This is a genomic window from Flavobacterium sp. B114r, from assembly GCF_056824125.1.
In genome coordinates this window covers 452,220-472,858 of record NZ_CP124858.1, presented here as the reverse complement: position 1 = coordinate 472,858, position 20,639 = coordinate 452,220, and the positions used below count along the sequence as shown (strand labels likewise).

Sequence of the window (20,639 nt, the reverse complement as noted above, 5' to 3'; positions counted from 1 at the left end):
TCGCGATGTATCTTCTTTGACGTAATCAGGTGTTACACAAGGTTTATTACATTTTATAGTAAATGTGTTGTTTTTTTGTCGCGCAAAATTAAGTATTATTAATAATTTAATAGGTATTTTTAACTTCAATTTTTATGAAATTTACAACTAAAGAGTTGATTTGTTAATAATTGATTAGATTTAAAGAATGAAACTACTAAAACAGATATTCGATTTTTACCTCAATAGCAGTATTCATGTGGCTTTATCTTGTTATGCATTGGTACGAATTACATTTCATGTGTTTCATATTCAATATGATGAACCCATGGCGTTGTTCGTTTTTTTTGGAACAATTGTGGGATATAATTTTGTTAAATATGATGCATTGGTTCGGGTCAAGAGGAAACCAGTGGGAAATCAATTGAAAATTATCGCCATTTTAAGTTTAGTTTCACTCGTTTTAGTAGGCTATTATTTTTTTCATCTCAAACGAATTACACAGATTGTTTCCGTTATAATTTTTGCCATAACCGCACTTTATACTTTGCCTTTTTTTCCTAATCGAAAGAATGCCAGAAATTGGGCCGGAGTAAAAATATATATCGTAGCACTTTGTTGGGTAGGAGCGACATTAGTTTTGCCTTATATCAATGCTGAAATGCCGTTTATACCTGACTTCTTTATCAAATGTATTCAACGATTTGTATTGGTTTTTGTATTAATTCTTGTTTTCGAGATTTTAGATTTGGCCAATGATGATCCGCATTTAAAGACTGTTCCTCAGACAATAGGAGTTAAGCGTACTAAAATTTTGGGATTTTCACTTTTAGTACCTTTTTGGATCGTTGGGATATTGAGTTTTAGTTTTCATGAACTTATTATAAATCTTATAATGGTGGTCATGTTAATGTTGTTTATTTTGTTCGCGAATCCCAATCGGTCAAAATATTATACTTCTTTTTGGGTCGAAAGCGTTCCTATATTTTGGTGGTTGATGATTGTATTTTTATAAAAATAAGCTTAATTATTTAGGCATGTCATTAAGGTTAAGCTTTTTTAGAATTATGAATATTGGGATCAAGAGTTTAAATGTGCCGTTAGGCACTAAATATCGGTAGTAATTAAAATAGATTAGAAATACATTGGGGTGCCGTAGGTACGCAACAAAATGATAATTATTGCGTACCTACGGCACGCTACATTTATTCCGATTCCTATTAACTACTACCGATATTTAGTGCCTAACGGCACAAATTGTATGCTTTCAAATCTTAATGGGCATAAATAATAGGATTGTCGATTTTATGCTGTTTCAGACATCTGAAATCAAAATTCGTTAGTCAAAAACAGTAAATATTTTATCTTTTTTTCCTTAATTTAATGACATTGACCTCAATCCCTCACGCAAACCGTAAAATGAGAGATTTTATTCAAAAGAAAGTGAATGAAACAGTTTAATTATTGAATTGCCTCCAGCTTTAGCCGGAGAGAAAATGTTATAGAATATTTCCGGCTTTAGCCAAATGATAAAGTTTGGCTAAAGCCAGATTAGATAATCATCCTTATCTCTATTCAAAAAAAAAAGATATTTTAAAATCTGCCGAATCTGCTAAATCTGTGCGAAAAAATCCATTATATTTTCTGTCAACTTAAAAAAAAACTATTTTGTCTTTTGTTCTGCAAGTGCTTTATTCAAATCAGCTTTTGCCTCATCGAGTTTCTTTCTTTTCTTAGCAATTTTTTCTTTGCTTTCGTTGTCTTTGATGGCTTTGTTCAGATCGTCCGTTTTTTCCTTAACGTTTTGTTGTTTTTCTTTTACTTTTTTGTCAAGATCAGTAGTAACTGTTTTTGTCGTGCAATTCTTTTTAGTTTTAGATATGGCATCTTCAACTCCTGTAATCTGATTTTGATTTCCTGCTTTTTTGGCTGCAACTAATTTTGTGTTCAACTCACATAATTTTCTTTCGCAACCTTTTAAAGTGGCACAATTACTTTGTGCAAATCCTATGAAAGAAATAGTAAAAAATGCTATCGATAAAATTTTAGTTTTTAAAGTCATAAGTTTATTTTTAGTGATTTACAATTGTTATAATATTTAAATAAAAGTAAGAAAAATATTTTAAGTCTGTTTTTCAGATACTTCTTTAAGTATTTTATTTCTTTCTAAAAGGAATTTAGTTAAATGTCTTTTTAAAAATAAAACATCAAATACTTTTCCAAAGATTCCAAACGGAGTTTCATATTGCAATTTATCTTTCATGGTAGTAAGACCATTTTCTTCTTCAAAAAAATGTTCGTGCCTGAAGGATTTGAATTTGCCGCGCTCCATTTCATCTACAAAATAATCAAAAAAAGTCATTGCGGGTGATTCGGCTTTTATGAGTAAGATAAAATCCGAAATGTTTTCCTTGCCAGGTTACCGTTTCATCTAAATTTATTAATCCGGATGTTATTCCGGCAATTGCTTTTTCATTAGTTTTACTGGCAGATTGTTGGTGAATATCTATATTTCTTGAAGCATCGAAAACGGTTTTTTTTGATGCTTTTATTTTTGTGGTAAGTTGAATTGTAGTCATGATTAGGGAGTTTATTTCAAATCCCGGAGGGATGTTATATTTATAGAATTATAATTATACAGTGTTTGAACCCCATCGGGGTGATATAAAATCGTAATAAAAATATGTCGCTCCGCCGGAGCTAATGAAAGAATGTATGGTATGTTTTCTATAAATATGTCGCTCCTCTGGAGCTTAATAATAGGGTTGATTATTAATTTCTATAAATATCTCAATCCGCAGGAGCTTTGCAAAAGAATTTATTATGCATTTTTCTCTTCCTCTTTAAAATTAAACTTAAAAAATAATCCAATCTGAATTTTGTGCTTTCATTTGTGTAATAAATCTTTAAAAGCCTCATCAATATTTCCAAACTTAAATGTAAATCCATTTTCTAAAAGTCTTTTCGGAATTACGTTTCTACTTTTCAACACTAATTCAGTTTCTGTTCGAATAAAGAAAGATCCGATTTCTAATAAAAATTTATTCACCGGAATCCCGAATGGGCAACCAACTGCTTTTCGAAGTTTTTTCATAAAGTCAGTATTACGAGCGGGTTTCGGAGAAACGACATTAATAACTCCTGTGATTTCTTTATCAATAACAAGACCAACTGCATTTGCAAAATCTTCTTCATGAATCCAGCTTATAAACTGATTTCCTTTTCCCTGTTTTCCTCCAAAGCCTATTTTTGCCAAAGTCTTAAGCGGAATAAAAGCGCCACCGTTTTTACCAAAAACGATCGAAGTTCGCAAAGCCGTTTTTAAAGTATTTGGAGTTTCGGTTTTAAAAAATGCTTTTTCCCAAGATAAAGCGACATTTATAGAAAAGTCATTCCCTATTTCACCATTAATTTCATCCATTTGTTTGTCTAAAGAAAATCGATATATGGTTGAGGTTGATGAATTCAGCCAATGTTTAGGAGGATTTTTACAATTTAAAACCGCTTTATTTAAAATTTTTGTACTTTCAATTCTGGATAAAAGAATCTCTTTTTTGTTTTCTTTAGTATAACGGCAATCGACAGATTTTCCTGCCAGATTAATCAAAACGGTACTATTTTCCAATTCATTTTCCCAGCCTGAAAAAGTCTTTGCATTCCAGTTTACGTATTTTATTCCGTCAATTGTTTGAGATTTTCCTCGCGTAAGAATTACAATTTCGTCAAACTTATCTTTGAAACGATGGACTAAAGTTTGTCCTAAAAAACCTGTTCCGGCTGCGATTATGAGTTTCATGGTTTTTTTTTTGATTTTGTGAGTATTAAAACCTAACAGGTTTTTAAAGCCTGTTAGGTTTAGGCTGAAAATTATGCGTTAAAAACCAATCGTTCTTCTTCCTGAGCTTCTTTTGCTTTTCTTTTCCCTCTAAAGAAGAAATATAAATTGAAGAATAGCATGATGCCAAGATAAATAGAAAAACCTCCAATTTTGTAACTCAGTCTTTCAATCAATTCCTGATAACTATTTTGCCCGATTTGCATTTTTAGGATCATTAGCGCAAAACCAATATTTAATAGATAAAATCCGGTTTCAAAAAGCTTATTTGTTGCTTCTGCAATATCTTCACGGCCTTTAAAAATGTCCAGCATAAATATTTTTCCGTTTTTGAAAAGAGTTTTAGAAACATAATAAGTAAGAAATAGGGCAATTGGTAAATAAACACTGTAACCGATTAAGATTTTTGTAGTTTCCATGATATTTAATTTAAGATGTTATTTAATTAATTTATGAATGTACTTGGTTAGAATTATAATGTTGAGGTAATGTAAAATTGAAATGATGAATATTATTATAGCTGTTTTGATTCCAATGGTTTCAATAAGTTGAGTTGATGACAGTATCTTTTGCCAGGAAATCAGAGTCATTGCACAATACCCAATATTTAAAAGATAGTAGCCTAAAAGTAAAACCTGATTGATTTTTTGACATATATCAGCATGATTGGGAATTAGTTCAGAGACATAAATATTTCCGTTTTTATAGCAGATTTTTCCAACTTTTAGAATGATCAAAATTGTAATGCTGAGGTAAATAAAATACCCTATAATATTTAGATTCATAATTGCCGATTTATAAATTATTGATTGCGAATTTATTATGCCATTTCCTCTAATGCTTTTACAAATTCTAGTTTTCTTTTATTCTTGACTGTAATTTTTGAACCTTTTGCCAGAAAGACAGAAGCTGGTTTTATGTTTTGAAGAAATTTAAAATCCTCTCCATATGTTTTATCAAAATCAATATCAACGTTATGATTTAAAACTTCTAACTGTTCCCATCGTGGATGCTGAACTTCATATTCGAAAGTTTTACCGGCATCAATTTTAGTATAACCAAAATAATGTTCTGTAATGAATTCAGCTTCAGAATCAACTTTAATTTCTAGTGGAGTTTTTTTTGTTTCTAATTGAATAGTATTCCACTTTTTATCATTTTTCCATTGATATATAAAAATGTTTGTGTTTTCATTTTCAATGATTTCATGTCGCATATTCTGAGTTTCATAATGTTCCTGATACAAAGTATTTGCAATAAAAGTGATGGCACTTTTAGGAACAATTTCTTTGATGAAAACAACGCCGCGTTTCCATTCGCCATTTTCAAAACGTTTTACGTAGAATCTTAAATTCACTTCTTCAAAATCTACATGAAAAGGAACTTTAATTCCTAATACTTTTGTGTTTTTGAACATAAAACCAACCAGACTCACATAACATTTGTTGTTCCAGGTATCTATTTCAGTTCCGGCGGGAACATATTTTTCTAATATTCCGGCATCAACTTCATAATTGAAAAGTGCCAGGTTTTTCCATTCTGCTTTTAAGAAATTCATTGTTGTGCTTTTTTATAAGTTATAGTAGAGAAGTAGATTGCAAGAATTATTGGAATTGGAAACAAGATGAAGTAAATAAACTCAAAATGGAGTATTAGACCATTAACAAACCATAAAAGGAAAAAGAAAATGACGCCACTTATATAATGTTGAAGATCTTTATCTTCAGGTTCATCCAGCAGCATTTTGATCCCAAAAATTAATTGAAATAAACCGGTAAGTATGGTTGATAAAACACCACAAAAAGCGAATTCGGCTCCATTATTAGGTATCACTGCTGCGATTAAAACTAGTAATATTGGCATACCAACAAAAAAATAATTAAGGTAATTTATGGCTTTCATAGTTATAGATTGTTTTAAACTTTCAGAAAAAAATGAAAGTTTTAATTAAATTTTTTTAGTTTGAAGATCTACTTCATGATTTTCATGACCAAACGTCCCAACCAGTTATCATTAAATTCAGTCATTTTGTCTAACATATTGTCTGCCTTTAATACGAAATCATATAATTTTGAGGTCTGATCTACAAAGTGTTTTTCTTCTGCCGAATCTTTTGCTTCGATTGTAGAAACTTCTTTTAAGATTTTAAGAGCAGGTTTAATTTCTCTCTTACTTCTTTCTTTTGCAATTTTTACAGCCAATTCATCTAAATCTTTTTCGGCAGTAAAAAACTCTCTTCTTTCTCCGGCTTTGTATTCTTTATATACAATTCCCCAATCCATTAAAGCTTTTAGATTCATGCTCGTATTTCCACGGGAAATTTGCAATTCGTCCATAATGTCTTCCATCGAAACAGGTTCGTTCGAGATCATTAATAAAGCATGGATCTGTGCCATGGTTTTATTAATTCCCCATTGAGAACCTAATGCTCCCCAGGTTTGTACGAACTTATTTTTTGCTTCTTTGAATTCCATGAAACAAATGTAAGTAAAAGTTTTTAAACTTTCAAAAATAAATGAAAGTTTATTTTGAGTAAAAAAAGAATTGACAAAAATGGTTTCAAAAAATGATATTCTTACTTTCTTAAAACGATTGATATACCACTATTAAAAAAGGAGTCAGAATCGGATTTTGTCAGCTTGAAATCAAATGTGTATTTGCCATCTTTTGGAGCAGTAAATTTTTTATTTTCAAGTTCAAATTCAAAATCTTTCTTGTGTATTATAGTGTCTTTTTCTTCAAAAGTCTTTTCAGTAATGATTTCAGAACTTGCCTTAGCATTTATTATGTGATTTGTTCCAGAAGAAAATCTAGTAATACTGTCAAATTCAACCGTTTTTTTGTTTTCTTGAATGAGATATTTAATAGTGTATTCAGGATATGGGGAATTGCTATTTATTTTCGTCCAGAATACGATGGTTTCTCCTTTTTTCAAACTAATCTCGCCTGAAGAGGTAATTTCATCTTTAGCTACGGGTACTTCAATTAAATCTTCGCCAGCAGAATGGCAACCGTAGAATGTTAGCAGGGCTATTAATGCAATGATTTTTTGTATAATTTTCATATTTATTTTTTTATGGCAGGAATATCTAATGTCTTATTTTTTGAATAATAATTGAACATTTTAATGTAAAAGTCTCTTGTAAGATCTGAGATCTCATTTGTAGTCAAGTAAAAAATTTTCCCGTCATATTGTACTTTACAAATTAATTTTTCGAAAACACGATTATTATATCCTGAATCTGTAATTTTTAAATCTGTGACATTATCTATTTGGGAATAGCTATATTTATTTGCTAGTGAATATCTGTAACTAAAAAAAATCTTTTCAAAGTCTTTGCTGATTTTCTCTGGTATTTCGAAACTTTCTATTGTGTTTGTTTTTACAGCATTTAGAAAATTAAGATAAGTACGTTCTATCGCGTCATTTGCTCTGTAAAAGGTTACATAGTCGTAGTTTCCTTCTGATCTTGGCGAAACGTATTGGTTAGGCTCTAAGAAAGCCTGCATTTCCTTATCTAATTTGTTAAAAATAGAACTGAACAAATTAATTTCAGCTTTAGGAGAATTCAAAACATATTCTTCCCAGGAGTTGAATGGAACTTTTATGAAATCCTTTTTTAATAAATTTTTACCATTTTTAAGCATGTGAAGAGCTAGATTTACTTTTTCAGGAAATTTTGCAAAGTGATCGATTTCTCCATTGTAAATAATATAGCTTTTTGCGGCAGCATCGTACTCATAATGTATGACAGTAAAATTTTCGCCGTAAATAATACTATTAGAATCTTCAAAGTAAATATAATTTTCTTTTACAAGCTGTTTCTTGATTTCCGGGATGCTAATCAGGTTAGGGTTTTCTTCCTTGATGACATAAACGCTTTGTGAGCAAAGCCTTTCACTGGGAAACAAAGCGGTGGTTAACTCAATTGCTACTACATCTTTTCGATTTGCAAAATCTATTTTTCCAAACACGAAATCAATATTGCCTTCTTCATAGACTGTAACTTGATACATATAATTGTCCGGAATAGAAACGTTGTATTTACCTGCTTCAGATAAAGGAGTCAGGTTTACTTTTGAATTGAAAATCTTTTGAGCTTCTTGTTTGTTGATTTTTGTCTCTTGTGCAATTAATACGGTATTGTCTTTATTTTCTTCGACATTATATCTTTTGCAACTTGATATTGATAAAAGCAATACCAGTAAATATATTATTTTGATATTTTTCATAAGGAGCATTTATTTGTTAATTAAACTTATCAATATTTACCGCTAAGTCTTCTTCGTTTTCAATGTCTGAGTACTCAACATAAAATGATTTATGCAAGACATAATAAAGAACATAATAAAGAATAAAAACGCCAAAACTAGAGAGCCATAGAAAGGAGAAAATCTTGTCTTTGAAAAAAACGAGATAACCATCGGTAAAATCAAAAAAGAATTTTATGTGTTTAAAATATAAAAACAGAACTACTGCAAAAGGAACAATTTTGGTCATGATCTTATAATAGGCAACCAAAAGTATTGCTAGTATAAAAACGGGAATTTTTATGAGATCATTTATGGTTTTTACTTCATTTGTAAAATATTCATATACCAGAAAAGCGGTTAGTAAAAGGCAATAAATAGCTAAGTGAAGTTTTTTGTTTTTCTTTAGATTAAGAAAATATTGAGTTGCGTTTTCTGTTTTTTTTGTTAGAAGTAAAACAAAAAAAGTAAAAATATTTAATATAGGAGCAAGTGCAAAAACATTTATAACTCCAAAATATTTTTTTAAGGAATAACCTCGAAACTGGATTAGATTGCCTAAAAATCTTCCTGAGTAGAGTAATAAAAAATAGCTTGATATTAACTTGCAGATTTCAGCAAAATCAAATTTTGAAGAAAAAATAGAAATTGTAAGTATCGATTGAGCCAGATTTAAAACTGTCAGAATCAAAATAAAAAAGCTGATTATAAATCCCCACTTAAAGAAATTTTTATCAATAAATTGCTCGTCTATAGGCTTGCGGATACTTTTAATTCCTCCAAATCTATTGGTAATGTAGAAGAAACCAATCAGACCAAATAAAATTTTAAACGTATTGATAAACTCAATAATCGTTATCAATATATCCTGCATATAAGGTTCGCTGAAATTTAAAAATGCAAAATTTCCAAATGTATCCCTGGCTTCTATATCAATAACAATGAGTAAAACTATAGAAATTAGTACCGGAAAGAACCATTTTGTTTTTTTTGAAATATTAAAGTTTTCCAGTGCAAAATAGTATTTAACAAAATAAAAAAAAGGAATTATAAGCGTCAAAAAACTAATGATTTTGTTGATATAGATGCTTTCATACCAGGTGAAATTATAAAGGTAGTGTGTGAAATTATAATCTAAAAAAAATGAAATGTCATTTTTGAAAAAATATGGCAGACTCAATAATTGCAGGATGATACCGGTTTTTATTTTATTGTTTTTATAAAAATACCACGAAAGAATTAATGTGTTGAAAAACCAAAAAAGTACACGCCAAAGCTGTGTAAATATAAAAGTGTTCGGTGTAAAAACTTCGATGTAATAGAGAATCATACTTAGAGAGAAAAGTATAATTCCGAAAACCCAAATTTTATTAATCACATTATTTTGAGTTTCGCTAAAAATTGATTTCATAATAGTGGTTTTAAGTAAAAGCGTACAAACATATTATTTTTAAAACGATATCAAAGTTTTTATTTAACATTTATATTCTTCATAATTATTAGCAATAGGTGTTTTTACGTGTCTGATTTTCTTGTAGCATTCTTTTATCTTGTTCATAACTAGTAATTTCCGTTTTATAACATTTTATTCATAATGCCTATGTATTTGATATAGTTTTGAAATAGAAATAAATTTTAATGTATTATTTAAGATGTTTTTTTAGATGTTAAATAACACAGTGAAGAAATCAAACATGTGGAGCAGAAACCACCTAAAAAAACGAGGCGTTCCCGAAAAGCCTTATGAGTAGGAAACCTAAATCAAAAAGTTATGTCAGATTTATTAGCAGGTGCTTATTTAGCGAAAGGCACAATTGGAAATGTTGGAATACCAGGTGCTCCAATAGCAACATTTAGTTTAGTAGTAGTACCATCACAAAATTCAGTGTCTGGTACGGTAGTAGTTACTCAGGCAATACAAGGTCCCGATAGCCATATTGTTGTTCAGGTTAAAGGAAGAATTCATTCGACCGGATTTGGAGAATTTACTAAAGTAGTTAGTCTGCACGGGCAATACATTCACTCTGTTCCTCCGCCGGCAATTGGTTCTTTTTTAGCTGATTTTGACGCTAACTTAGCGATCAATGATTCCTGGAATGGAACTGGAGGTTTTTCATACTACAAACATCAGATTGAAAAAGTGCCTGTAGCAGCAATAAAAAATCTAAAAGAAGAGTTAGTTTAGAAATTAATTTCTCCCCAAAAACAAATTCAACAGGATAATAAAAATTTCCTGACTCAATTAGAGTTTTGACTTAAAAAGATCGTCTGGTTAGGCGGTCTTTTTTGTTGGAAATATTCGTTACCTAAATTATTAAAAACTATAAAAAAGAAATAAACCATTTTTCAATTTACAAATCATCAATAAAGTGTGAAAATTTGATTCTTTGAATTTATTGTTGAATAAAGTGTAAAATTTTAAGAATAATTCAAAGAGTTGTTTTTAGGAATTGTAAAGTTATGTTAATTTAGGAAATGAAATTTTGTATTAGATAATGGAAATATATTTTTGTAAAAATCACTTTTTATGGAATTATACTATACTTTTTCGGTACTAATTGTACTGGCCTCTTTCTTCGCTTATTTAAATTTAAGATTTTTAAAACTCCCGGGAACTATTGGGATCATGATTATTGCAATGTTGGTTTCAGTAGGTATTCGTCTGTTGGGTGATTCTTATTTTCCAGATACAACTAAACATTTTTTTGAATTGATTAAAGAATTTGACTTCAACGAAATCTTAATGGGAGCGATGTTAAATTTTCTTTTGTTCGCAGGTGCTCTGCATGTTAATATGTCTGATCTTAAAGAGCAAAAAGTTCCTATTATGATTTATTCTACGGTTAGTGTGGTGTTATCAGCATTAATCATTTCTGTACTTCTTTATTATATAGCACCAATTATGGGAATAAAGATTCCTTATATATTCTGTTTGGTTTTTGGTACATTAATTTCTCCAACTGATCCTATTGTGGTGTTGGGTGTTTTGAAACAGGCAAAAGTTCCTAAAAGAATTGAAACCAAAATTGTTGGTGAATCCTTGTTTAATGATGGGGTTGCAGTAGTAATGTTTGCTGTTGTTTTAAAAATGGCTACAGATCCAACATTTGATATGACTTTTGGTTCTATCGCCTTGTTATTTGCAGAAGAAGGATTAGGCGGACTTTTATTAGGAGCTGTTTTAGGATATACTGCATCAAGGGTTATGAAAAAAATAGATGATTATAAAGTTTCTGTTCTAATAACGCTTTCTATCGTTATGGGAGGATTTCTGATTGCACAGAGTTTACATGTTTCAAGTCCGTTGGCAATGGTAGTTGCAGGATTGATTATAGGTAATTATGGCAAAAAAGTAGCGATGAGCGAAGTAACAAAAGATTATTTAGGTAAATTCTGGGAACTTATCGATGAGATATTAAATGCTATTTTATTCTTGTTTATTGGCTTTGAGTTGTTATTATTGCCAGATTTAAACAAACAATTGCTAACTGGTTTTGTGGCTATTTTTATAGTGTTGTTTGCAAGAATTGCGTCTATAGTTTTACCCTGGAAATTCTTCGATATATTTAAGATTTTCGGTATAAAATCTGCCTATAGCAAAGGTTCTTTGATGGTATTGGTTTGGGGAGGAATTCGAGGAGGAGTTTCTATTGCATTAGTGCTTTCTATGCCGGAAGGAGAATATAAAAACCTGTTGCTGGAAGTAACTTATATTGTCGTACTATTTTCAATTGTGGTACAAGGACTGACGGTTGGAAAATTAGCGAAAAAGGTTTTAGAGAAAGAGTAGAAAATAGAATAAAGAAAATAGAATAAATAGAATAGAATGAAGAGTAGAAAATGAAGGTTTTTTATCTTTAAAATTATTTGACCGGAAGAAAAAAAGCCTGCAAAAATATTTTTGCAGGCTTTTTTTATCGTTTGTCTTCTTTAGAATAGTTAGAAGGACCGTTGATATCAATGGGAGTTCCTAAAAAACGAGGTTCTCTATTTCGTAACAGATCAAAGAATGATTTAAAAATAGAACCATATTCTCTAAAAGTAACATATTGGTATCCCAAATACTCACCCTTATTAGCCGAGTATCCGGCAGATTTTATTCCAAGTTTTTGTCCAATGTAAATTGCTCGGTTTAAATGGTATTCCTGAGAGATTAATGTCGCTTTTTTGATGTTGAAAATATGTTTGGCGCGATACATTGTCGAATACGTATCGAAACCTGCATAGTCAATAAATATTTTAGTAGTATCAATTCCGTGTTTATAACAATAGTTTTTCATTACCGTTAATTCGTCATATTCGTCACGACCATTATCTCCTGAAAGTAAAATTTTATTAATTCAGTTTGCTTTGTATAATAAGATTCCGGCATCCAATCGATCCTTTAAGTATTTACTTGGCTGATCTCCATTTATTCCGGCACCAAATATAATTCCCACATCGTTTTTAGGGAATTTTTTCAGGGAATAATAGATGTTTTTTTGGTAGAAGACTTCACGTAATAGTTTACTGAAATAATTGCTAGTAATCCAAAAAGTGAAAGGCAAAGGAATATTTTAAGATATTTTTTCAAGATAGTGTAGGATTAATCTTTTATGTCAACTGCGTTTATTGTCTGAATTTTTCCATCAGCATAAACAACAATTTTTCCATTGATTTTCTTTTTATTTTCAATCATTTTCTTTGATGAAACTTTAAGACCTTCAATTATTTTATGTTGTAATTCTTTTATTTTATCTTTTGTCATGTTGTAAATTATTTATCTTATTAAATAAAGTTTCATCTATAATTATTGGTTCTTCATTAATTTCTTTTTCTAAGATAAGAACAGGTAACTTGTTTGAATTATCAAATAACATCACATTGTTACATTCGTTTAAATAAATTTTGAAAAAATTTTTAATTCCTCTGATATATCTTCTTTCAATCACATCCTCAGGAATATTATGACCACCTTCACTTACTCTTATTAGGACCCTTTGTTTTGCAAGTTCAATAGAGTTTAACCAAAAGAAAACCAATGTTACAAAATAACCCTGACTTTGAGCTTTTTTTACAATCGAAATATAACTTTTTGCAGAAAGAGTTGTTTCAAAAGCAAAATCAGCTTCTTTCTGTAATAATTCATCAATACGATGAAGCATTATTCTACCAGCTTCAAAACTTACTTTTTCAGGTTGAAAAGGTGATAGCCCTTTAGCAATTTCATCGGCATTTACGAACTCTTTACAGTCTAAAATTTCGGGTAGAATTGTATATGAAGCTGTTGTTTTACCAGCTCCATTACAACCTGCAATAATATATAGATTTTTATCTTTCAATAGATTTAAATATTAAACAAAGGTATCAAATAATTAAAGAAGTCCAGCTCTTTTCAATAAAGCCTCCGGTTTAGGTTCCTGGCCTCTAAAACGTTTGTATAAAATCATAGGATGTTCTGTTCCTCCTTTTGAAAGTACATTGTCTTTGAATTTTGTTGCCACTTCGTGATTGAAAATTCCCTTTTCCTGAAAATATTCAAAAGCATCAGCGTCCAGAACTTCAGCCCATTTGTAACTGTAATATCCGGAAGAATATCCGCCTTGAAAAATATGAGAAAAAGCCGTACTCATTGCATTTTCTTTTACATCAGGATACAATTGCGTATTGGCAAATTGTTCTGTTTCGAAAGTTTTTAGATCCGTAATATTTGTTGGATCTTGTCCGTGCCACGCCATATCTAATAATCCAAAACTCAACTGGCGCAAAGTGGCCAAACCTTCCTGGAAACTCGCACTTTCTTTAATTTTCTGAACATACTCAATTGGGATAATTTCTCCGGTTTCGTAATGATTCGCAAACAAAGCCAAAGCTTCAGGCTCGTAACACCAGTTTTCCATAATCTGACTTGGTAATTCTACGAAATCCCAAAATACTGAAGTTCCTGATAAACTTGGGTAAACCGTATTGGCTAACATACCGTGTAATCCGTGACCAAATTCGTGAAACAAAGTAGTTACTTCATTAAAAGTCAATAACGATGGTTTCGTTTCTGTTGGTTTGGTAAAATTACAAACGTTCGAAATGTGTGGTCTTTCGTTAACGCCGTCTTTTTTATATTGATGTTTGAATGAAGTCATCCAGGCGCCGTTTCTTTTTCCTTTTCTTGGGAAAAAATCTGCGTAGAAAACTGAAACTAGATTGTTCTCAGAATCTGTTACTTCATAAGTTGTTACTTCATCGTGGTATTTTTCGATATCAAAAACTTCAGTAAACGTTAATCCGTATAATTTTTTGGCCACTGTAAAAGCGCCATTTAATACTTTTTCTAATTGAAAATAAGGTTTCAGTTTTTCATCGTCTAAATTAAAAAGCTGTTGTTTTAGTTTTTCAGAATAATATGCACCATCCCATTTTTCTAATTGTTCGATTCCGTCTAGTTCTTTTGCGAAAGCAGTTAATTGGGCAAATTCTTTTTGAGCTGCCGGTTTTGCTTTTGCTAATAAATCATTCAGGAAAGAGAAAACTTTCTCCGGGCTTTCGGCCATTCTTTCTTCTAACACAAAATTTGCATGGGTTTTATATCCTAACAAGTTGGCTCTTTCGAAACGTAATTTGGCAATTTTCAAGACATTTTCCTGATTGTCGAATTCATTATTCTGAAACGATCTTGCTCCAAAAGCGATTGCCATCTTTTTACGCAATTCGCGATTATCGGCATAAGTCAAAAACGGAAGATAACTTGGATGATCTAAAGTAAAAATCCAACCTTCTTTTTCCTGGTTTTTAGCCAATAACCTTGCAGCTTCGATGGTTCCTTCCGGCAAACCTGCTAAATCTTTCTCGTCAGTCAAATGCAATTCGAAGGCATTGGTTTCTGCCAAAATATTCTCTTCAAATTGTAACTTTATCTTCGATAATTCCTTGTCTATTTCGCGTAATTTATCTTTTTTGTCTTCTGGTAAATTGGCACCATTTCGAGAGAAGCTTTTGTATTTTCTATCTAAAAGAGTAGTCTGCTCCGGATTTAGATTTAATGTTTCTTTTTGATCGTAAACAGTTTTTATTTTAGCAAATAAAGCAGCGTTTAGCGTAATATCATTCCCGAATTCTGATAATAAAGGCGAAACTTCCTGAGCGATCTTTTGCATTTCGTCACTTGTTTCTGCTGAATTCAAATTGAAGAAAACACTTGACAGACGATCTAAAACATCTCCTGAAAAATCCATAGCTACAACGGTATTTTCAAAAGTTGGTGCTTCAGGATTGTTTGCGATAGCATCGATTTCAGCTTTAGCCAAAGTAATTCCCTCCTGAAAAGCAGGAAGATAATCTTCGATTTTAATTTGAGAAAAAGGAGCAGTATTATGTTTGGTTGTGAATTTTGAAAGTAAAACGTTCATTATGATGTAATTTATTTTTATTAATTGAAGTCGATATTTTCGAATCCCAAAGATAGCAATTTATAAAAATCCAACGACCTAAACAAGGTTGGTTCTCAGTATTAAAACCTTCTTAAAATGTGTTATAGATATGTTATTTATTGGTGCAGGAGATTTAATAATCTTAAATTGTGAAAAACAGGATTACAACTGAAAGAAAACTAATCAAAAATAATTGTAAAATAAAAATAGGATGAACTACCAAGTTATAATAAAACGTATTGATACTGTGAATGAAGTTGAAGGATATTGGTCTGATGAAGATTTTGTTCAATTATTAGAAAAATTCAATTATCCTGACGGAGCAACAGCAGACAAAGCGAGTTTACCGGAATTACTGGAAATGGCTATTTCTGATTATGAGCCTAATGAAGCTGCAGAAATCGTTTTGAAATATAAATTTGCTGATCGATTAGGCGATGGGCAAATAGAGCAAATAGCACACAATATGTTAATTGATAAGGTTTGCGAGGAATATCCTGAAATAGATATGCAGGGAACTTTGTTTCATATCAATCAATTGCTTTTTAAAGCATACAACGGAAAATTTCCAAACGCAAAAGCGTCTATCGTTCATTTTTCAATGACGCCAACAAATGGTGAGGTACAGAAGCTGTCAGCTGAAAACGTGCTAAAATTATTGAACAATGGCTTATCTGACAGAAATCTTATTAAGAGATTGTTTGAAAATCAGATTTCAGGAAATATTCCATTTCCTGAAGCCGAAGGAATTGTTTGGGAATTAACAACAAAAGATAATATAAATTATGATCTGGTTACTTCAGAAAACTGGATAAATAACGATGATATTACAGATTCTGAATTTGAAGCTGTTCTGGAGGATATCGAAGAGGAAGCGTAATTTTAAAAAGCTATAAAAACAAGAAAGGCTTCTGTAATGGGAAGCCTTTCTTGTTTTGTATTCTATTCAGTTGCAGCTTATACTGAAAACTGCGACTGAAAACTGAAAACTATTTCAAACTTTCTGCCGCTTTGTTGACCGCTGCTTTCAACTCTTCTTTATAAGAAATAATAGTATCTAGTACTTTTTTGTCATGGCTTCCGATGATTTGTGCGGCTAAAATACCCGCATTTTTCGCTCCGTTTAAAGCTACAGTGGCAACCGGAACTCCGCCTGGCATTTGCAGAATCGATAAAACTGAATCCCAGCCATCTATAGAATTACTTGATTTTACAGGAACTCCAATTACAGGAAGCGGTGACATCGACGCGACCATTCCAGGTAAATGTGCAGCGCCTCCGGCTCCGGCAATAATTACAGAAATACCGCGAGTATGTGCATTTTTACTGAAATCGAATAATTTTTCAGGTGTTCTGTGTGCCGAAACGATATCAACTTCGGTTTCGATATTAAATTGTTTTAGTATGTCGATGGCATCCTGCATGACTGGCATGTCTGAGATACTTCCCATTATAATGGCTACTTTGCTCATAGGTTTTTGTTTGTTTTTGTTTCAAGTTTGAGGTTTCAGGTTTTTGGTGAGACTGAAAACTGCGACTGTTTATTTTGTTTCAGGTTTTAAATTGTAACTGTGATTGCGACTGAAAACTATATACTAATCACTCTAATTGTATTCTTAACATCCTCAGCAATTCGTCTTGCTTCGGTCATGTCTTCATTAACAATCGTAACGTGACCCATTTTTCTAAACGGACGTGTTTGTTTTTTACCGTAAATATGTGGTGTAACACCGTTCCAGCCTAAAATGGTTTCGATATTTTCGTAAACAACATCTCCCGAGAATCCTTCGGCGCCTACTAAATTTACCATAACTCCGGCTGCTTTACTATCTGTATTTCCTAACGGAAGATCAAGAATAGCGCGTAAATGATTTTCGAATTGTGAGGTATAACTGGCTTCGATAGAATAATGACCAGAATTGTGTGGGCGAGGAGCGACTTCGTTTACCAAGATTTCATCTTCATGGGTTTGAAACATTTCAACGGCAAGAAGACCAACATGATTAAATTTTTCCGAAACATTCAAGGCAATAGCTCTGGCTTTTTCGGCAACTTTTTCATCGATTCTGGCTGGGCAAATTACGTATTCTACCTGATTGGCTTCAGGATGAAATTCCATTTCGACAACCGGATAAGTTTTAATCTCTCCTGAAGGGTTTCTTACTACAATAACGGCCAATTCATTCTTGAACGGAACCATTGTTTCAGCGATACATTCTACGTTTGGTAAATCATCCATGTCTGAAATCTGACGAATAACTTTTACGCCATTTCCGTCATAACCAAATTCGGTACATTTCCATACAAACGGAATGGTGATTTCATTATCTCCAACAGATTTTTGCAAATGTGCAGGACTGTCAAATCTTAAATAAGCGGCTGTTGGAATCTTACTTTCTGTATAAAAATCTTTCTGAACTCCTTTATTCTGAATTCCCTTTAGGGTTTTTGGAGAAGGATATACTTTTAGACCTTCTTTTTCAAGCTGCGTTAAAGCTTCAAGATTGACCAATTCGATTTCGAAAGTCAGAACGTCGACTTGTTTCCCAAAATTATAAACTGTTTCATAATCCATCAAATCGCCTTTGAAGAATTTATTGCATGCAATTTTACTGGGAGCTTCGTCGCTTGGATCTAAAACATAAGTTTGTATGTCAAATTTTCGAGTGTCAGACAATAGCATTTTGCCTAATTGTCCGCCACCTAATATTCCCAATTTAAAATCAGAAGAAAAATAGTTCATTGTAGATGTGTTTTTGCAAAGATACTTGATAAAATAGAAATGCCAATTTATTGTCTATTGAATTGCTATTTTTTCATATAAGTAAGGTTGAAAAAAAGGATTGATTCAAATGTTAAAATTTTTAAAATAACTAGTTTTAAAATTTTGTTTTGTGGATATGAATTGCGTAGGTTTGACCAGAATTTTAACATCCATACATTTTAATAAGGTACATGACCACAAACGATTGGGCAAAACATATTCAAAAGTTTCTTTTTCTGTTAAAAGATGACTTTTTCGAATTACCATACCTGTCTAATTCTCCTCAGGTGATGTTAGACAGTCTTATAAAAATCCCTATAATAAAACATAATGCTCTGAAGCAAGTAATTTCTTCAGACAATGCTTTTTGGAAAGGTAAAATGCGTTACAGAAAAATAGAGGAGGGTTTCTGGATTTTAGAAACGAACATTCATCTAAAAGAAAATGTTCTTGCAAAAGCAACTTATACAAAAGACCATCTAAGAGACTATTATATTTTATCGTTTTCAGTTTTTGAATATAAATTTCCTTTTAAGGATTCTGAACCTATTACTTTACTAAGTACATGTTGGACTTTTTATAAACCGGATACTGAAGTCGCTACTTATTTTTATAAAGGAACTGAGGGCAAATTTTTTAATATCGCCATAAATAAGGAATGGGTAGATCAAAATATTAAGTCTGGTAAATTCTGTGGGAAAGGAGTGTTGGAAAGTTTTTTTAATGCTCAAAAAGGATTTTATACCTGGCTGGATATTGCTCCAAATGCACATGCTTTATCTAAAAAAATATCAAAAATATTAGAAGCTGAAGATGATATTCAGTTTAATACTTTGGAGTTAAAAAAAAACTGCGTGAAATTGATTACGGAATTTTTCAATAACTCTTTTGAAGACAGTCGTATTACAGATAATATTTCGTTGAGTAATTTAGATTACTATAATGTAGCCAAAGCAGAGAAAATGATTCTGCACAATCTCCAGTCTTCTTTTTTAGGTATAGATCAAATCGCGTATGAGGTAAATACATCGCCAACAAAATTAAAGACTAATTTTAAAATTGTATTTGGCTTCTCGATGCTGCAATACCATAAAGAAAAAAATATGCTTCTTGCCAAACAATTACTTCAAAACTCTGAAGTCGAAATTCAGATTATTGCGGCAATTACAGGTTATGAAAGTGCCAGTAAATTTACTGCTGCCTTTAAGAAACGATTTGCTTTATTACCTTCTGTTTTTAGGGAGAATTAAATTGAAGCAGCATAGTATGAATATAGGTAGGTGGATTGATTTTATAAAAGGAAATAGTACCTTTTATAAAGATGGTTTTTTCGAATTGCCTTATTTGTACAATTCTCCTCAGATAGTCGTGCAAAGTATCGTGAACTCTCCTTCTGCTAAACATGTCGAAGAAGAACAGGCTGTTTATATCAATAATCCTTTTTCTAATGGAGTTATGCGATATCGTGAAATCGAAGAAGGTTTCTGGATTGTTGCTACAAGTATCACTTTTAAGAAAAATGTTATGCTTAAAGCTATTTATGATCGGGAATTTCCACTTGACTATTATATGCTTACATATTCGGTTTTTGAAAGCAACGTAAAACTTCAAAATACATTTGCCAATAAAAGTCCTTTTTTAAGTAAATATTGGGGTTTCAAAAGACCGGGAACAGAACTTGGTGCTTATTTTTATAAAGGTTCTGTGTGCGAATTTTATTTGTACGGATTTAGCAAAGAATGGGCAGAACGCAATTTTTCTTTTGAAAGCTTACCGGTAGAGAATCAGATTAAAAAGGTTCTTACCTCTGATGAAGGTTTTATTACTTATCAGGATATTGTGCCTAATGCAGCGGAATTATCTAAAGAAATTTTGATTAATTTAGAAAAGAACAATCACGATTTGTTGAGTAAAGCAATTTTAAAAACGCAGACTTTTCAATTGATTTCTACCTTTTTTAAAAATGCTTACATAGAGCAACCTATTGGTAATTATACTCCAAAAGAAACTCCTGATTATAAAAAAATAGCTGAAGCCGAAAAGTTGCTTTTGGATACAGTAACAAATCCTTTTTTAGGAGTAGACTATATTGCCAAAAAGGTAGATATGTCTCCAACAAAACTCAAACTAACTTTTAAATTGGTTCACGGTATTTCGATGATGCAATACCATAAAGAGAAAAAATTACTTCTCGCCATGCAGCTGCTTCAAAATACCGATATGCAGATAAAAAATATTGCCTTGGCAACCGGTTATAAAAGTTCCAGCAAGTTTACGGCGAATTTCAAAAAACGTTTTGGAAAAATGCCTTCTGAAATTCGATTGTAATCAGTGTAAAATTCTTTCTTTTCAGCTGTTTAAGTTTTCTTTTTTGTGTTTTTTTTATGTTTTTATTAACACCGTGTTT

At 31.4% G+C, this 20,639-nt stretch carries 25 protein-coding genes; 6 read left to right on the top strand and 19 right to left on the bottom strand.

Going from position 1 to position 20,639, the window contains the following annotated elements; translation table 11 throughout:
- Nucleotides 1-187: 187 nt before the first annotated feature.
- Nucleotides 188-994 carry a UbiA prenyltransferase family protein gene (locus tag QLQ94_RS02230; protein ID WP_482499091.1) on the top strand — a complete coding sequence of 269 codons (807 nt, stop codon included), beginning with the start codon at nt 188-190 and terminating at the stop codon, nt 992-994.
- 648 nt (nt 995-1,642) lie between these two features.
- On the opposite strand, the gene QLQ94_RS02225 is transcribed toward QLQ94_RS02230, so the two are convergent.
- The 12 genes from QLQ94_RS02225 to QLQ94_RS02170 all read right to left on the bottom strand — a co-directional run bounded on the left by QLQ94_RS02225 (nt 1,643) and on the right by QLQ94_RS02170 (nt 9,476).
- A complete protein-coding gene (locus tag QLQ94_RS02225) occupies nt 1,643-2,041 on the bottom strand; it encodes a DUF1090 family protein (RefSeq protein WP_482499089.1) in 399 nt (132 codons plus the stop codon).
- Nucleotides 2,042-2,101: 60 nt separating this feature from the next.
- Complete coding sequence (locus QLQ94_RS02220) at nt 2,102-2,341, bottom strand: SRPBCC family protein (RefSeq protein WP_482499087.1); 240 nt, start codon at nt 2,339-2,341, stop codon at nt 2,102-2,104.
- On the bottom strand, nt 2,328-2,558 hold the full coding sequence (locus QLQ94_RS02215; RefSeq protein ID WP_482499085.1) for an SRPBCC family protein: 231 nt from the start codon (nt 2,556-2,558) through the stop codon (nt 2,328-2,330). Before QLQ94_RS02215 ends, QLQ94_RS02220 begins: the two co-directional genes overlap by 14 nt.
- A gap of 308 nt (nt 2,559-2,866) precedes the next feature.
- Nucleotides 2,867-3,775: a TIGR01777 family oxidoreductase gene (locus tag QLQ94_RS02210; RefSeq protein ID WP_482499083.1), complete on the bottom strand. Its 909-nt coding sequence runs from the start codon at nt 3,773-3,775 to the stop codon at nt 2,867-2,869.
- A 71-nt stretch (nt 3,776-3,846) separates the two neighbouring features.
- Nucleotides 3,847-4,233: a hypothetical protein gene (locus tag QLQ94_RS02205; RefSeq protein WP_271334568.1), complete on the bottom strand. Its 387-nt coding sequence runs from the start codon at nt 4,231-4,233 to the stop codon at nt 3,847-3,849.
- Between the two features lie 18 nt (nt 4,234-4,251).
- Nucleotides 4,252-4,599 (bottom strand): hypothetical protein, encoded by a 348-nt coding sequence (locus QLQ94_RS02200; protein WP_427401715.1) that lies wholly within the window; start codon nt 4,597-4,599, stop codon nt 4,252-4,254.
- A gap of 35 nt (nt 4,600-4,634) precedes the next feature.
- On the bottom strand, nt 4,635-5,372 hold the full coding sequence (locus tag QLQ94_RS02195; protein ID WP_482499081.1) for a YqjF family protein: 738 nt from the start codon (nt 5,370-5,372) through the stop codon (nt 4,635-4,637).
- On the bottom strand, nt 5,369-5,716 hold the full coding sequence (locus tag QLQ94_RS02190; RefSeq protein ID WP_271334570.1) for a hypothetical protein: 348 nt from the start codon (nt 5,714-5,716) through the stop codon (nt 5,369-5,371). The genes QLQ94_RS02195 and QLQ94_RS02190 overlap by 4 nt, the downstream gene beginning before the upstream one ends.
- Nucleotides 5,717-5,784: 68 nt before the next feature.
- Nucleotides 5,785-6,288 carry a GbsR/MarR family transcriptional regulator gene (locus QLQ94_RS02185; RefSeq protein WP_271334571.1) on the bottom strand — a complete coding sequence of 168 codons (504 nt, stop codon included), beginning with the start codon at nt 6,286-6,288 and terminating at the stop codon, nt 5,785-5,787.
- Between the two features lie 101 nt (nt 6,289-6,389).
- Nucleotides 6,390-6,878, bottom strand: coding sequence for a hypothetical protein (locus QLQ94_RS02180; protein WP_482499079.1), 489 nt, complete (start codon nt 6,876-6,878; stop codon nt 6,390-6,392).
- A gap of 2 nt (nt 6,879-6,880) precedes the next feature.
- Nucleotides 6,881-8,047 carry a hypothetical protein gene (locus QLQ94_RS02175; protein WP_482499077.1) on the bottom strand — a complete coding sequence of 389 codons (1,167 nt, stop codon included), beginning with the start codon at nt 8,045-8,047 and terminating at the stop codon, nt 6,881-6,883.
- Nucleotides 8,048-8,063: 16 nt separating this feature from the next.
- Nucleotides 8,064-9,476, bottom strand: a complete 1,413-nt coding sequence (locus tag QLQ94_RS02170) for a hypothetical protein (protein WP_482499075.1) — start codon at nt 9,474-9,476, stop codon at nt 8,064-8,066.
- Between the two features lie 360 nt (nt 9,477-9,836).
- Between QLQ94_RS02170 and QLQ94_RS02165 the strand changes: the two genes are divergently transcribed.
- Both QLQ94_RS02165 and QLQ94_RS02160 read left to right on the top strand, forming a co-directional pair.
- Nucleotides 9,837-10,250 (top strand): DUF1842 domain-containing protein, encoded by a 414-nt coding sequence (locus tag QLQ94_RS02165; protein WP_427401721.1) that lies wholly within the window; start codon nt 9,837-9,839, stop codon nt 10,248-10,250.
- Nucleotides 10,251-10,592: 342 nt separating this feature from the next.
- Nucleotides 10,593-11,855 (top strand): cation:proton antiporter, encoded by a 1,263-nt coding sequence (locus QLQ94_RS02160; protein ID WP_271334576.1) that lies wholly within the window; start codon nt 10,593-10,595, stop codon nt 11,853-11,855.
- Between the two features lie 124 nt (nt 11,856-11,979).
- Here the strand turns inward: QLQ94_RS02160 and QLQ94_RS02155 are convergent, their stop codons facing one another.
- From QLQ94_RS02155 to QLQ94_RS02135, 5 genes are read right to left on the bottom strand one after another with little or no spacing between them, the layout of a single operon-like run.
- The gene (locus QLQ94_RS02155) at nt 11,980-12,345 is read right to left on the bottom strand and encodes a SanA/YdcF family protein (RefSeq protein ID WP_482499073.1); all 366 of its coding nucleotides are present in this window, start codon (nt 12,343-12,345) and stop codon (nt 11,980-11,982) included.
- A gap of 60 nt (nt 12,346-12,405) precedes the next feature.
- Complete coding sequence (locus QLQ94_RS02150; protein WP_482499072.1) at nt 12,406-12,612, bottom strand: hypothetical protein; 207 nt, start codon at nt 12,610-12,612, stop codon at nt 12,406-12,408.
- Between the two features lie 38 nt (nt 12,613-12,650).
- Nucleotides 12,651-12,812 carry a hypothetical protein gene (locus QLQ94_RS02145; RefSeq protein WP_427401724.1) on the bottom strand — a complete coding sequence of 54 codons (162 nt, stop codon included), beginning with the start codon at nt 12,810-12,812 and terminating at the stop codon, nt 12,651-12,653.
- Nucleotides 12,799-13,386 (bottom strand): ATPase, encoded by a 588-nt coding sequence (locus QLQ94_RS02140; protein WP_427401725.1) that lies wholly within the window; start codon nt 13,384-13,386, stop codon nt 12,799-12,801. The genes QLQ94_RS02145 and QLQ94_RS02140 overlap by 14 nt, the downstream gene beginning before the upstream one ends.
- Before the next feature lie 33 nt (nt 13,387-13,419).
- Nucleotides 13,420-15,447, bottom strand: coding sequence for a M3 family metallopeptidase (locus tag QLQ94_RS02135; RefSeq protein WP_427401726.1), 2,028 nt, complete (start codon nt 15,445-15,447; stop codon nt 13,420-13,422).
- A gap of 232 nt (nt 15,448-15,679) precedes the next feature.
- On the opposite strand from QLQ94_RS02135, the gene QLQ94_RS02130 reads away from it, so the two are divergent.
- Nucleotides 15,680-16,348 (top strand): hypothetical protein, encoded by a 669-nt coding sequence (locus QLQ94_RS02130; RefSeq protein WP_482499069.1) that lies wholly within the window; start codon nt 15,680-15,682, stop codon nt 16,346-16,348.
- Nucleotides 16,349-16,457: 109 nt separating this feature from the next.
- Here the strand turns inward: QLQ94_RS02130 and purE are convergent, their stop codons facing one another.
- Entirely contained in the window at nt 16,458-16,940 is a 483-nt protein-coding gene (gene purE, locus QLQ94_RS02125; protein ID WP_427401728.1) for a 5-(carboxyamino)imidazole ribonucleotide mutase, read from the bottom strand.
- Nucleotides 16,941-17,056: 116 nt separating this feature from the next.
- Nucleotides 17,057-18,211: a 5-(carboxyamino)imidazole ribonucleotide synthase gene (locus tag QLQ94_RS02120; RefSeq protein ID WP_427401729.1), complete on the bottom strand. Its 1,155-nt coding sequence runs from the start codon at nt 18,209-18,211 to the stop codon at nt 17,057-17,059.
- Between the two features lie 212 nt (nt 18,212-18,423).
- On the opposite strand from QLQ94_RS02120, the gene QLQ94_RS02115 reads away from it, so the two are divergent.
- Together QLQ94_RS02115 and QLQ94_RS02110 are read left to right on the top strand one after the other, a co-directional pair.
- A complete protein-coding gene (locus QLQ94_RS02115; protein ID WP_427401730.1) occupies nt 18,424-19,482 on the top strand; it encodes a helix-turn-helix domain-containing protein in 1,059 nt (352 codons plus the stop codon).
- Between the two features lie 16 nt (nt 19,483-19,498).
- Nucleotides 19,499-20,560 (top strand): helix-turn-helix domain-containing protein, encoded by a 1,062-nt coding sequence (locus tag QLQ94_RS02110; protein WP_427401731.1) that lies wholly within the window; start codon nt 19,499-19,501, stop codon nt 20,558-20,560.
- Nucleotides 20,561-20,639 lie beyond the last annotated feature (79 nt).

Excerpts from the sequence above, each read along its gene's own strand:
- QLQ94_RS02230 (WP_482499091.1), top strand. The coding sequence starts at position 188 with ATGAAACTACTAAAACAGATATTCGATTTTTACCTCAATAGCAGTATT.
- QLQ94_RS02225 (WP_482499089.1), bottom strand. The coding sequence starts at position 2,041 with ATGACTTTAAAAACTAAAATTTTATCGATAGCATTTTTTACTATTTCT.
- QLQ94_RS02220 (WP_482499087.1), bottom strand. The coding sequence starts at position 2,341 with ATGACTTTTTTTGATTATTTTGTAGATGAAATGGAGCGCGGCAAATTC.
- QLQ94_RS02215 (WP_482499085.1), bottom strand. The coding sequence starts at position 2,558 with ATGACTACAATTCAACTTACCACAAAAATAAAAGCATCAAAAAAAACC.
- QLQ94_RS02210 (WP_482499083.1), bottom strand. The coding sequence starts at position 3,775 with ATGAAACTCATAATCGCAGCCGGAACAGGTTTTTTAGGACAAACTTTA.
- QLQ94_RS02205 (WP_271334568.1), bottom strand. The coding sequence starts at position 4,233 with ATGGAAACTACAAAAATCTTAATCGGTTACAGTGTTTATTTACCAATT.
- QLQ94_RS02200 (WP_427401715.1), bottom strand. The coding sequence starts at position 4,599 with ATGAATCTAAATATTATAGGGTATTTTATTTACCTCAGCATTACAATT.
- QLQ94_RS02195 (WP_482499081.1), bottom strand. The coding sequence starts at position 5,372 with ATGAATTTCTTAAAAGCAGAATGGAAAAACCTGGCACTTTTCAATTAT.
- QLQ94_RS02190 (WP_271334570.1), bottom strand. The coding sequence starts at position 5,716 with ATGAAAGCCATAAATTACCTTAATTATTTTTTTGTTGGTATGCCAATA.
- QLQ94_RS02185 (WP_271334571.1), bottom strand. The coding sequence starts at position 6,288 with ATGGAATTCAAAGAAGCAAAAAATAAGTTCGTACAAACCTGGGGAGCA.
- QLQ94_RS02180 (WP_482499079.1), bottom strand. The coding sequence starts at position 6,878 with ATGAAAATTATACAAAAAATCATTGCATTAATAGCCCTGCTAACATTC.
- QLQ94_RS02175 (WP_482499077.1), bottom strand. The coding sequence starts at position 8,047 with ATGAAAAATATCAAAATAATATATTTACTGGTATTGCTTTTATCAATA.
- QLQ94_RS02170 (WP_482499075.1), bottom strand. The coding sequence starts at position 9,476 with ATGAAATCAATTTTTAGCGAAACTCAAAATAATGTGATTAATAAAATT.
- QLQ94_RS02165 (WP_427401721.1), top strand. The coding sequence starts at position 9,837 with ATGTCAGATTTATTAGCAGGTGCTTATTTAGCGAAAGGCACAATTGGA.
- QLQ94_RS02160 (WP_271334576.1), top strand. The coding sequence starts at position 10,593 with ATGGAATTATACTATACTTTTTCGGTACTAATTGTACTGGCCTCTTTC.
- QLQ94_RS02155 (WP_482499073.1), bottom strand. The coding sequence starts at position 12,345 with ATGAAAAACTATTGTTATAAACACGGAATTGATACTACTAAAATATTT.
- QLQ94_RS02145 (WP_427401724.1), bottom strand. The coding sequence starts at position 12,812 with ATGACAAAAGATAAAATAAAAGAATTACAACATAAAATAATTGAAGGT.
- QLQ94_RS02135 (WP_427401726.1), bottom strand. The coding sequence starts at position 15,447 with ATGAACGTTTTACTTTCAAAATTCACAACCAAACATAATACTGCTCCT.
- QLQ94_RS02130 (WP_482499069.1), top strand. The coding sequence starts at position 15,680 with ATGAACTACCAAGTTATAATAAAACGTATTGATACTGTGAATGAAGTT.
- purE (WP_427401728.1), bottom strand. The coding sequence starts at position 16,940 with ATGAGCAAAGTAGCCATTATAATGGGAAGTATCTCAGACATGCCAGTC.
- QLQ94_RS02120 (WP_427401729.1), bottom strand. The coding sequence starts at position 18,211 with ATGAACTATTTTTCTTCTGATTTTAAATTGGGAATATTAGGTGGCGGA.
- QLQ94_RS02115 (WP_427401730.1), top strand. The coding sequence starts at position 18,424 with ATGACCACAAACGATTGGGCAAAACATATTCAAAAGTTTCTTTTTCTG.
- QLQ94_RS02110 (WP_427401731.1), top strand. The coding sequence starts at position 19,499 with ATGAATATAGGTAGGTGGATTGATTTTATAAAAGGAAATAGTACCTTT.